At 62.3% G+C, this 12,224-nt stretch carries 8 protein-coding genes; 4 read left to right on the top strand and 4 right to left on the bottom strand.

Features of this window, described 5'->3' with window-relative positions; all coding sequences use genetic code 11:
• The first annotated feature begins 17 nt into the window (after nucleotides 1–17).
• From ACAM55_RS14620 to ACAM55_RS14605, 4 genes are all read left to right on the top strand, one after another.
• Entirely contained in the window at nucleotides 18–1,730 is a 1,713-nt protein-coding gene (locus ACAM55_RS14620) for a type I secretion system permease/ATPase (RefSeq protein WP_369652253.1), read from the top strand.
• Entirely contained in the window at nucleotides 1,727–3,064 is a 1,338-nt protein-coding gene (locus ACAM55_RS14615; RefSeq protein WP_369652252.1) for an HlyD family type I secretion periplasmic adaptor subunit, read from the top strand. The genes ACAM55_RS14620 and ACAM55_RS14615 overlap by 4 nt, the downstream gene beginning before the upstream one ends.
• 128 nt (nucleotides 3,065–3,192) lie before the next feature.
• Entirely contained in the window at nucleotides 3,193–3,405 is a 213-nt protein-coding gene (locus tag ACAM55_RS14610) for a hypothetical protein (protein ID WP_369652251.1), read from the top strand.
• A gap of 1,659 nt (nucleotides 3,406–5,064) precedes the next feature.
• Nucleotides 5,065–7,899, top strand: a complete 2,835-nt coding sequence (locus ACAM55_RS14605; protein ID WP_369652250.1) for an SEC-C metal-binding domain-containing protein — start codon at nucleotides 5,065–5,067, stop codon at nucleotides 7,897–7,899.
• 45 nt (nucleotides 7,900–7,944) lie between these two features.
• On the opposite strand, the gene ACAM55_RS14600 is transcribed toward ACAM55_RS14605, so the two are convergent.
• From ACAM55_RS14600 to ACAM55_RS14585, 4 genes are all read right to left on the bottom strand, one after another.
• On the bottom strand, nucleotides 7,945–9,036 hold the full coding sequence (locus ACAM55_RS14600; protein WP_369652249.1) for an HNH endonuclease: 1,092 nt from the start codon (nucleotides 9,034–9,036) through the stop codon (nucleotides 7,945–7,947).
• Nucleotides 9,037–9,248: 212 nt separating this feature from the next.
• Nucleotides 9,249–10,364, bottom strand: coding sequence for a hypothetical protein (locus ACAM55_RS14595; RefSeq protein WP_369652248.1), 1,116 nt, complete (start codon nucleotides 10,362–10,364; stop codon nucleotides 9,249–9,251).
• Nucleotides 10,365–10,413: 49 nt separating this feature from the next.
• Nucleotides 10,414–10,995, bottom strand: coding sequence for a hypothetical protein (locus ACAM55_RS14590; protein WP_369652247.1), 582 nt, complete (start codon nucleotides 10,993–10,995; stop codon nucleotides 10,414–10,416).
• Nucleotides 10,985–12,127, bottom strand: coding sequence for an ImmA/IrrE family metallo-endopeptidase (locus tag ACAM55_RS14585; RefSeq protein ID WP_369652246.1), 1,143 nt, complete (start codon nucleotides 12,125–12,127; stop codon nucleotides 10,985–10,987). Before ACAM55_RS14585 ends, ACAM55_RS14590 begins: the two co-directional genes overlap by 11 nt.
• Nucleotides 12,128–12,224 lie beyond the last annotated feature (97 nt).

The following is a 12,224-nucleotide window of genomic DNA, read 5'->3' as shown; positions in this document are numbered from 1 at the left end:
AAACGAGAGAAATCGACATGAAGCCTCTTCTCCAGCTTCTCGAGCGACCGCTTCTTTTTGTTGCGGGCTTCTCGTTCTTCGTGAACCTGCTGCTGCTCGCCCCCGCGCTCTTCATGCTGCAGGTCTTCGACCGCGTGCTGACGAGCCAGAGCCAGGAGACGCTGCTGGTGCTGTTGCTCGGCGTCGGCGTGGCGCTCGGTCTGATGCTGATGCTGGACTACCTGCGCAGCCGGCTGCAGGGCGTCGCGGGCAATCTGATCGCCGATCAGCTGTCTCCAGTGGTGGCCAAGGTCATGCTGGCCCGCACGGCGCGCCGCGCCGAGCGCGCGCCCTGCGAAGGCTTGCGCGACGTCGCGGCGCTGCGCAACCTGTTTTCTTCCCAGGGGCTGCTGGCCCTGTTCGATGTGCCATGGACATTCGTCTATGTCGCGGTCATCTGGCTGGCGCATCCGATGCTGGGCATGGCCGCGGCCGCCGCGTCGGTGCTGATGCTCATCCTTGCCGTGGTGAACGACCGCATCACGCGCCGCGATATTGAAGCCCTGCAGAAGGAAGCCGCCAGGGCCACGCGCTATCTCGAATCCTCGATGCAGAACGCAGAGCTGGCGCAGTCGCTCGGAATGGGGGAGGCGGTGATCGGACGCTGGCGAGACCTCAACGCCGGCGTCGCCGCGCTGCAGGGGCCGACCGCGCGCAAGTCGGTGGCGATGGCTGCGCTCACGCGCACCACGCGCCAGGCGGTGCAGGTCCTGCTGCAGGCACTGGGCGCCTACCTCGTCATCACGGGCGAAGGCACGCCGGGCATCCTGGTGGCCTGCACCATCCTGCTCGGCCGGGCGCTGGCGCCGGTCGAACAGGTGGTGGGGAGCTGGCGCGTGCTGGCCGAGGGGCGCCTGGCCTTTGCGCGCCTGTCCGAGGTGCTGCGCGTCGCCGAGCGCCAGCCGCAACGCATGGCACTGCCGGCGCCGAGCGGCCGCCTGCATGCGGAAGGCCTCGTGTTCCGGCCTCCGCAGGGCGAGCGGATGATTCTTGCCGGCGTCTCGCTGAGCCTGGAGCCCGGCGAGTCGCTGGCCATCACCGGCCCCAGCGGTGCCGGCAAGTCGACCCTGGTGCGCCTGCTGACCGGCCTGTGGAGGCCCCATGCAGGCGTCGTGCGGCTGGACGACGTCGACCTCGCGCAATGGCCGCGCGAAGAGCTCGGCCCCTGGCTCGGCTATGTGCCGCAGGATGTCGAGCTGTTCGCCGGCACCGTGGCCGACAACATCGCGCGGCTGGGCGAGGTCGACCCGGACAAGGTCGTGCAAGCGGCACAGCGTGCCGGCGTGCATGCGCTGATCCTGACCCTGCCCGAGGGCTACGACACCGTCGTCGACAACATGGGCGTGATGCTGTCGCCGGGCCAGCGCCAGCGCATCGCGCTGGCACGCGCGCTCTACGGCAACCCCAAGCTGCTGGTGCTGGACGAGCCCAACTCCAACCTGGACGGGGCGGGCGAACTGGCGCTGGGCGAGGCCTTGAGGGCGCTGCGCGGCCAGGTCACGGTGATCGTCGTCACGCACCGCAGCGCGCTGGTGCAGCACATGGACAAGCTGATGGTGCTGGAGGCCGGTCGCGTCAAGCAGTACGGGCCGGTGGCGGAAGTGGTGCAGACGATCAGGCGTGCGGGCCAGAACCCGGGCGGTGCCCAGGTGGTGATGATGCCGCCGCGCGCTTCGGAGAAGGTGTCATGAATCATTCGGCGCATGCGATCGCGGCCAACGACCCGCTGGCGCTCCATGTGCGCGAAGCGCGTCGCCTGACGCACTGGGGCCTGGCCGTGCTGCTCTGCGGGCTGATGCCGGGCGCAGCGTGGCTGAGCTTTGCCCCGCTGTCGTCTGCCGTGGTGGCGCAGGCCCATGTGAAGGTGGACCTGAACCGGCGCCCGGTGCAGCACGCCGAAGGCGGCATCGTGCGCGAGGTCCTGGTGCGCGACGGCCAGCATGTGCGGCAGGGGGAGCCCTTGCTGGTGCTGGGCGACGTATCGGTCGATGCCGACAGGAACCGGTTGGACCACCGCGTCAAGACCGAGCGCGCCAGCCTCGCGCGGCTCGACGCGGAGCAGACCATGGCGCGCGCGATCACCTTCCCGCCCGACGTGGTCGAGACCGCGGCAGCCGACCCGCGCCTGGCTGCGCAGCTGGACAAGGAGCGCGCATTGTTCGAGGCGCGGCGCGATGCGCTGGTGGGGCAGGTGCGCCTGCTGCGTTCGCAACGCGAGAAGGTGGCCGAGGAAATCGTCGCGCTGCGCGCCCAGATCATGCGGGCGAGCGAGTCGATGACGTTCCAGAAGAGCGACCTGGAAACCAACCGCAAGCTGCTCAAGGACGGCTTCGTCTCGGCCGCGCGCATCGCGCAGTTCGAGGGCACCGTGGCCGACTACGGCGTGAAGATCGAGGAGCGGCGCGCGGAGCTCGCTCGCGCCGAGCAGCGCACGGTCGATGCCGATCTGCGCATCCGCTCCCTGGAGAGCGACTACCGCCAGCAGGCGAGCGACCAGCTCAAGGTCACGGCGGCCCGGCTGGCGGAAATCGAGCAGGAGCGGCGCAAGTCGGCCGACGCCTCGGCGCGGCAGGTGATCACGGCGCCGGCCAGCGGCGAGATCATCGATCTGAAGTATTCGACGCCCGGCGCAGTCATTCCGCCTCGCGAAACCATCGCCGACGTCGTGCCCGAAGACACCCGCCTGGTGACCGAGGCGCGCGTCCGTCCCGAGGACGTCGGCCGGATCCTGCGCGGGCAGCCGGCCGAGATCCGCTTCACGGCGTTCAAATACCGCACCACGCAGCTGGTGCATGGCAAGGTGGTCTATGTGTCGGGCGACCGCCTGGTCGATCGTGCGACCAGCGCTCCTTACTACTCGGTGCTGGTCGAGGCCGATGCGGCTTCGCTCGCGACGGCGGGAGACCTGAAGCTGCTGGCCGGCATGCCGGCCGAGATCTACCTGCAGGGGGACGAGCGCACCCCGCTCCAGTACCTGTTGGAGCCCATCACCCAGGTGCTGCGCCGCGCCGCGCGCGAGCGTTGATGTGCCGTGCCGGGTGCTGACTGACTGACCGACTGCATCAGCTTCGAGTCAGGGTCGATCTGGAAGACTGGCCTTCCGATTCGGGCTGCGCCGGCGGAGGCTCGGCCCTTCAACTGCAGGAGGTCGAGATGGGCGAAAGCTTCCTCTACATGGGGCACAGGATCGACACGGACATCGTCGAGCGAGCCGGTCGCTTCGATTGGTCCTACCAGATCGATGGCCGCAAGTCAGTCTGCAACCACGAATCCGGCGCCCAGTCGGTTGAAGCCGCCGAGAGTGAAGCGGCGGAGGCCGCACGCCTTGCTGTGGATCGCATGATCGGCCATCAGCAGGCATCCTGAAAAAGGCAGAACTGGCTCCCGCGACGAAACTGTCGTAACCAGCTACAACGCGTGCGCCTGGCCCTGGGAGGGCCCAACAAGCACCGCGTTCCGACTCCTCGCGCCAACGAGTATCGAGTTGCAATGCTTCCTGTTGATGCCTTGGAGGACGGTACAGCCACGCGGCACCCGTCTCGCAAGGCAATGAGATTGCGCATACGATCCGGCCCCCCGGACGAGGGCAGCTTTACGTGCCCATCTGGTCAAGATCTCTCTGACCTGACCAACGGCGTCTCGATTGTGCCAACTGGCACCTTCTCCAGAAATTTCTTGAGCATCCCTGGCTCTTGTCCCAATTGAGCAAGAGGCCGCGTCGAAAGGGCCCTGGGCAAGCCCCGGGGCCCTTTCCAGCGATGGTCACCGGCGACCGGCAGCGAGTAGTAACGGCCCTCTCGGCCACACCAGGACACAGTCGTGGCGCATCGACAATATGGAACGCGCCTGGCGCTTACAGGGCTTTGCCTGGCAGCCCTGTCGGCAACCGCGTGTGCACCGGTGTTCGCAGCCGAAGCTCAGAAGCCGTCCTCCGTCGAAGCCGATCGGATCGAACAATCAGCCGGCACCGACGTCGACCACGAGCGAAGGAAGCTGACCCTGCAGGGATGTGCCGGCTCGGATGACCTGCGCGGCTTCGCATCGCGGTGGAGAGCGCGAAACGCATGATTCGTCCCAGAGGGCCCTGTGGAGCGCCAGGCCTTCAGCACGGGTCGGCAGCTTCACGTTCAGTTGCTGAGCCACAAGGCAAGCAGGGCGAGCAAATACACAAGCACCAAAAAGCAATTTCCGGGTAGCTGGTTGCGTTCCATGTGCGTTCTCCAGTGAAGTGGACAACCGGCGCCGCTTGTTTGGCTGTCTTGGAACAAAGCGTTTCGCCGTGAAGTCACTGTAGAAATTGCGCTGCACGCGCGCATGAGCGGTACGCACTTTTTTCCGGGGAGACAAATGCCCCGCTCCCTCACTGCTGCTGCCCACGACAAAGCACCTTCTACGCTCTGCCACCTCGACGGCATCGGCAGCGGGATGCGGATACTCCGCGAGCCGCGCGATGTAGGTGAGCCATGTGCGCTACGCTTCCGTCTGCGCGCTTGCGTCGTGATGGGCCCAGGGGTGCCTTTTCGGTGGTACATGCCGTTTTTGTGGCAGGCAATGCACCACCGGGGCCGAAAAAACAGCGCTAGACGAGATCGAATGACACCGAACGAGAACCGAAAAAACACTGGGCCAGAGGGCGATTTGCCTCGGAGCGCCCGCGCTGCCGAGGCCATGCGCGTCTCCGTGGCGCCCATGATGGATAAATCGGAAACCTGAGATAAATCAATCACTTAGGGGCATCCGTGTGCAGCGCGTGTGCACTGGTTTTGGCAACTTGGAAGCGTTCTCAGATGATTTAGGTCAGCGACCATCTACTTTCACGCTGGGAGCTCGGGTAACGGCGATACTGCCGAAATTGCTTGGATGACGCTCCTAGCCGAACCTGTCGACCCTAAGCAGAATGGGACCTGACTCGGCGATACCATTCGTGCAACTTTGGGAGCGCGACGCGGGCTGAAGCGCAAGGGACAGCCACCGATGAGAGTGGAGCCGCTAGGCGACCGGCAGCGAATTGCCAACGGCGCATACATGACAGACTCACCTATCCCCACCCTCGATCCAGCGCAGGAGGTTCGGATTGCCGCGGTCCACCGTGGCTTCCTTTATCAGCACCTGTACGCGGTGGGCTGCTTGCTCGCGGCAGAAGTCGTCGGTGCGACTTCGGTGGTCATCGAACGAGATGAAGATGTCGAGATTGTCCAGCAATCGCGCCGCCTCTATGTGCAGGTGAAAACCAGATCACAGCCCATCATCCCTAGCGACATTGGCTCGGCCTTAGAACGTTTTGAGCGACTGCGGGCGGAGCACACCGATGGTCGCCGCAGCGGCACCCCACACTTTGCAGTGATTGCCAATCAGAACCCTGGGCCAGTCCTTGCCGCACAGATCGCGTCAGGGGCACTTCCCGGTGATGTCAAGTTCATCTGGCCTGGGCAGTCACTGCCTGCTGAATTCGGTAGCTTGCCGCCGGCCTGGGCGACCATTGACGATGCCGTGCAGTGGTGCACCGCGCAGGCTGCGGCGCTGCCGTTTGCCATGCTTGCTGCAGACTCGCTCGTCTGGAAGTTGGCGGGCCGCGTGCTGGCCGCTGCGGCCGGGAATGCTCCGCATGAAAACCACGCCTTTGACGTTCAGCAGCTTCCGTCGCTGTTTGAGCAGTTATTGATTCAGCTTCAGGACTTTCCAGCGCCTCCGCTGCCCTACCGACCGCAGATTGACGAGCCCAGCATTGATTCCGGTGCGCGCGTGCGGATCATCTCCGGCTTCTCGGGCGCTGGGAAGACCGCCTGGGCATCGCAGGCAGCAACGCACGCAAGCCACAACTGCGCCTACTACGACTGTGCCGAGACGCCCGGTGAAGCCCTGGCTGTGGCCTTGGTGCGGGAGCTGGCCGCCAAGCTTGCAGGAACGAATCCGGAAGCAATCAAGCGGGTACTGTTGCCCGGCTCGACCGGCCTCGAGTCGCTGAAGGCACTCGACGTTTTTCTGAGCCGCGAACGCCTCACGCCGGTGGTCGTGCTCGACAACGTGCATCGCGTCGGGGCCGAGAGCTTGCAGCGCATTGTGAACGTCACGACGACACTTCGATTTGTCCTGTTGTGCCAGCCGACCGGTTCAACCAAAGAGATCGAGGCGATCCTGGGTTTGAGCCGGGAGAGCCTCAACGGGTGGAGCCTTGATGAGTTGGCAGATGCCGTTGCGCGGGCGGGTGGGCGGGGCAGCGCGGCGACCATGAGTCGCTTGAAAACGCTAACTGGCGGCATGCCACTGTTCGTACAGAGTGCCGCGCGGATTGCAGTCAGCGAATACGATGGCGACGTTGAACAACTGTGCGATTCGCTTGAGGTGCAGACCAACACGGCCGAGACGGCGCAAGAGGTCATTCTCGCGCGAGTGTTCGGTGCGCTTCCCGGCTCTGCGCGAGATGCCGTTGCTGTGCTGAGCCTGTCTGACCTGGGACTGAAGCCAGCGGAGGTGAACGAGCTGTTGCTCAAAGCCTTGGATCTGAATGACCAAGCTGTCGCCGGCGTGATTCGTAGCCTTCGGGCATCCGGCACCGCGGAGGTGTATGGCGGCAGGCAACTCAAGATCCACGACGCAATGCGCGTGCTGGGCAACGGGCACCTGCTGGCGCTTGGTGCCGGCGCTGTAAATCGCGCGCAGGTCGCGCTGAAAAACATCTTGTTGGTGTCACTGGAGGGGTATCGGGATACGTCCCGGTTTTCACTGTTCACGCGAATGCTCGTTGCGACCAATGACATCAAGACGCTCGTCGAGCTGATCGGTGAAGAGATGTTCCACGAGATGGGCATCGCGACTGACATCTGGCGAAGTCTGGAGACTGCAGTCGCCTCGGAAAGTGTCGACCCTGAGCAGCGCTACTGGGCATTGGACGGTCTGGTCTTCTCCGACATGAAGCACAGCAACCTTGAAGGTCTGCCTGCACGGTTCGATGCGATGGAAGCGCTCATCACGAAGCACCAACTCGGCGCAGACGAACGAATGTCGTTCGCGATGAAGCGCATGGGCTTTCAGGCGGAACTGGGCGACGCCGATGCGGTCAACGAGAGCATCGCCGCACTGCAAGCGCTCCTGCCTGACAAGCCAGCGCATCAAAGGGTGTTTCGATACAACGCCGCCTCCGCTCTGTTCAGACTGGGCCAACACCAGCGGGCCATCGAGATGGCTTCACAGGTGGTGCATGAATACTATGGAGCGATGGGCATCACACCTGATCAGGTGATGATGCGCAAGCAGAAGGACCTGTGGGAACTGATCGACCGGCCATCGCTGGATCGCGCCGACATCAAGCACCTGGCAGATGCGCTGGAGCTCTTGGCAATGGTCGCAGCAAAGCTGGGCCGCATGTCAACGATGGCGCGAATTCATGCCATGAAGTTTTATGGTTTGGCCGGTGCCGTCGATTCGTTGGTGCGGGTCGGTCAGGATGCAGCTGATGACTTCGTGTTCCAGCGCGACTACGAGGGGGCCAGAGAAATTCTCGAGCAGCACGTCTTGCCCGTGGTGCTCGAACACAACTTGCTTGGCCGAATCGTCGGCGTTCGCAGCCAGTACGCGGTAGTGCTTGCCTATTGTGGCGAAGTGGACGCTGCCGAGAGGGAAATGGCTCGCCTCGAGCCGTACGCAGGCGGATTCACCGAACTGCAGCGGCTTGAGATTGAAGGGCAAAAGGCGCTGATTGCCGAGCAACGTACTCGGCCGGCAGTGTCACGGCAGCAAATCGTCGCCTTCCAGCGGCTCCAAGTCATGGCACAGTCACGAGCTCCGTCCTCGGGAAAAGTCGGCCGCAACGAACCATGTCCTTGCGGGTCAGGCAAAAAGTACAAGAAGTGCCACGGGTGACACGCGCATCGGCTTCAATCGAATGCCATCGGTTCTCCTGGGGCCTCAATTGGTTTGCGGCTCCGGTCCCACTGCGGGGGCAGCGATGTCAGGTCCGTCGATGAGCTGGTCATAGCGAATGGTCATGGACGTGGTCTCGCCGCGGACTTGTTCGGTGCCGCTCATGTCGAATTGCGTGGGGGCGGATCGCCCGTATTGCATTTGGTGATCAACGCCAGCCCAGGTGTTCGGCCATAGGCTGGTCTGAAAAGCTCCAGCTTCGATCTGCTTCCGATCCTCGATGTGCATGGGCAGCGCGATTTGGAAGACGTGATTGCTCAACTGCAAGATGAATTGCATGTAAAGGCAGTCGTCGGCGCGCTCGGGCTTGCGGCGCAGCAGCCAATAGCTCACCCGGTCATTGGGCACAGGGCCGGGTGCGAACTGGTAGATGATGCCCAGCGGCTTGTAGCCGTAGCTATCAACGGTGTGGTCGGGAAGAAGAATCCACTTCTTCAAGTGGGTGCACCGCTGCTCCTCCTCCGGCGGCATCACCGCAATCGCCATCTTCACCAAGCATTTGAAGACACCCATCGGGACGTAGGATGGGCGCTCGAGCGTGAGCTTCACGGTTTTGGTCGCCTCGTCGAGCTCGTGGCGCGCGTCGTTCACCCCCATATAGATCTTGAGGCCGTGGCGTGCGCCGTTCGCGCCCATGGCGTCCTCGGTCTGCTTTTCATTGGCGGCGTCGATGCGGAACTGCTTGTCGTTCGATTTGAGGGACGGGATGCCCTTCTTGCCTTTGATTCGCCCCATGGATCGCCATGGCAATGTCCATTTGGCGAAGTCGTCTTCGACCCGGTTGGCGAAATGCTCATTGCAGTTGTCGCATTCCTCATGGTCAAAGAGCCAGTCGTTGCCGACTTGGTCCGGAATGGCATGGGCCAGCTTCTTGAATTTGACCTGTGGCGCGGCCAATCCACAGTAGCGGCAAACGCGCTTGGTCTTGTCGCCAAGATAGACGCGTTGGCTGTTAGGTCCGAGGGCGTGGTGTCCGACGATGTCGTAGTGGCGCTTGAACCACTCGAGGCGTTCAAACAATGCCTTGTGGATTTCGGCGCGGAGCTGCGTCGGGTCGGTTTCAAAGAGTTGCGTCATTCGCGCATTGCAGGGCTAGACCGGACGGTCTTTCTAAGAAGTGCTGGGAGGAGCGCCGCGCACCTGTCGTCTTGAGCCCCGGGCTCATGCGCTGTCGAGACCACGGTGTGCCGATGTTGCATCGCTCGATGTTGACTTGTCGCCGGTTCGAGTCGTCATGCACAAGAATTTTCATGTGATTGGTCCGCCCTTTTGGCGGAGAAGAGATTGGATCAGTAGCTCCCATGAGCAGATAAGAGAGTTTGTTCGCCTTGTCGAATCATTTCATCAATCGACACCGGCGAATTTGCCTGCCGCCGCTTGCGGCCTTCGTCATCGATGTAAGCCAAGAGCTCGACCAAAGACATCGCGATCCGTTCAGCGTGGGCGTGGCTCCACCAGGGAATGAGCGCTCCAATCAGCACTTTCTCAGAGCACTCGTCTGCGGAGAAAGTGAACAAAAGCTTGGACAAGTTCCGGAGCCCCTCGTCGAAGCTGGCGAAGAGCAGGCGGATCGGGTCGCCATTCGCTTCATTCACCTTCCTGATCATCTCGCTCAGATGCGTCAAGTCCCAGGCGGCGTTTTGTACGCCTTTGATGGCTTGTAGTCTATTGGGCGAGCGCAGCTGCTTGAACAGTCCCTTGCGGGGCGGAGAGTTGGGCGCGAAGTAGATGCAGGCGAGCAAAGCGGCGGGCCCAGCGACGATGAAGTCGTCGCGCATCCAAGACAGCAATGCCAACATCCGATCCAAATTGGCACGGCCCGAGAGCTCAAGTTCGGCAATCTTTAAGGCCACGATGTAATTGCGCCGCCAACGTCGCAGCGGGAAGGCCAGGTCGTGCGACTCCAGCGATCGCTGGGGGGCCAACGGGGCAAGCGCATCCAGATCGCCGAAGGCTAGGTCCAGCCATGGGTGAGGATCGGCATTGTCGGCGTCCCGGAACCGGGCCAATTCCAGGTTTGCCGCGTCGTTTCCTTGTGTCTGGGCGAGTTCATGGAAGGCGACAGAAGGCTCAATCTGAATGTCGAGAAAATGGCAAAACGCCTTGATAGCGGCAATTTTTCGAAGCATCGCATCCATCGGTGCACCAGCCACGATCTTGACCATCCGCGAGGCGATGTTCCGATCGGGCAAGAGGATGGTCCGAATCTCTTCGACCTCGGCCTCGAAGATGAAGGCGTCGGGGTGGCACAGCCCCACCGGAGGCGGTCGGTAGCCTGGGACAAATACACCGTCGGTTTCCAGCATTTCGCCAAGGGCCCGCAACTCCACATAGGGAAAACCTGGCGAAAGGATGACGGTTCGCTCAATGCGTTCTGGATCGTCGTCGTCCGGTCCGAAGGTCAAGACGACGCGTTCCGGGCTTCGAGGGCGACGAGCTTGGGGCATGCGTGCGTCAAGGCCGAACTGTCGAGTTGAGCCTGCATTGCAGAGCCATCTCATAGGCGGACTGCAGATGCCGAGCGATGTGTCGTCCCGCGTCCACGTGCTGAGCGATGACGGTGTCCTTATCGCCGTCACCCAGCCTGCCAGTGAAAATGAGCCAAGAAAACAGGTGCGGAGTCGTTTGCGCGTGTGAGTGGCCTGAGTCCTTCGCCAACTGGGAGGCCTTTCGGTCGTCGGTGATGAACCCTTGGCGAATCTTCATGGCGAAGGCGATTGAGGACAGTTCGCCTTTGCCTAGGTTCTTACGCTTCTCCAAGATCTCGATGGCTTGAAGGTCCTCGATGCTGCACGACTGGGCCTGGAAAGCACCGCGCCTCTGCTCGGCCTTCAGTCGATCCATCAATGTCTGCTCGCTTGGCAGGATCGACTTGCGCGGTTTGATCAGGCACTCATATTGGACGAAGCTGGTCACGCAGAAATCGCATCGAGCCTCCCTGGCCGCGGCGTTCAACCGGGGCGAGGACAAAATGTTCCACACAGAGCATGTGTCGGCGACGTTGATCAGATGGAATTTGGAGGGGTCAATGGCCATGGAGCGTCCGGCTGTAGAGCTTAGCCATCTCAAGCAATTCTGCTTGGCTGCACAGCAGTGCCTCGGCAAGCCGCCCCTGGCTGATCACACCCGAGTTCTGGGCTTCAAAGCAGAGCTCGACGTAGTGGTCTGAGAGGCCGCGCTCCAGCAACTGCTCCTTGCGTGACCGCTGCAGAGGATTGAGCGAATCGGGAAGCTCCGGGTCCATTTTGATGGTCCGAGGGATGCGGAGTCGGGAGATCCGAGCAGAGGTGGCTTGATCGGCAAGCTTGGCCCCGCGCAACGCGTTGGCCAACGCCACGCAACTCACCCGTAGTTTGTTGGCCCAGCCGATCGCATCGGAATCGCTCCATCCGTTGGGGTTGGGAAGTTTCGAAAGGAAGGCCGGAGGCAAGAGGTAGCAGGAGGCAAACCGGTTTGCACGAGTTTCGACGAGATCGGAGGCATCAGCCCGCTCGAAGCTAACGCTGACTCCTATGTCGGCGTCGAAGATTGCGTGGGCCATTTCGTGTGCCGCGCTGAATCGCTGCCGGTAGATGTCTTCGCTGTAGTTCACCAGGGCGCACTTGCCCGCAACCGGGTGTGCGATGAACAGCCCCGAGATGTTCGAGTTGCCAAGTTTTCGCCGGAACACATGTACCCCGACGCTTCGGAACTCGGCGTACACGTCTCGGGGCACAGCGTTGTCCGCATGGCCCATCGCCGATCGCAGCCGAGCTGCCGCGTCTTCGGCGTGTCCTTTGAAGTAGCCGCCGGTGGGTGAAAAAGTGAAAGAACCAGGCGCACGACCCATCTCCCGCATCAAGAAGTCTTCGGTTTCACAGAGATAGAGGAAGTCCTGAACCGCCCGTCGATCCTCCTTGGAGAAGTCGGAGCCATGCGCGCGGTAGAGCGTCTCAGTCTGTTCGAAAGGCGCGACTTGTTCGTTGGAGATGAAGAACTTGAAGTCGCAGCGATAGTGGTCCGCAAGGATCAAGATCTCATCGCCAGTCGGTTCGGTTTGACCACCTTCGATTTGGGTGAGCCGGGCCGTGTCAATTCCTGTCGATGCAGCGACATCAAGGAGGGACTCTTGCAACTGCCCGCGGTACTTCGCGAGCTTGCTGCCTAGCAAGCGAAGATCAATGGCCATGGACTGCGATCATCATAGCTGGCGCTGATTGGGCTTCACGGATCTGAGATCCCTGCATAGCTGGGTAATGCGTCGCCTTCGCGCGTTCACTCGAAGC

Origin of the sequence: Variovorax sp. V213 (assembly GCF_041154455.1) — a bacterium.
GTDB lineage: Bacteria > Pseudomonadota > Gammaproteobacteria > Burkholderiales > Burkholderiaceae_C > Variovorax.
The sequence above is the reverse complement of the archived record's forward strand: the minus strand, read 5'-3'. Positions and strand labels throughout refer to the sequence as shown.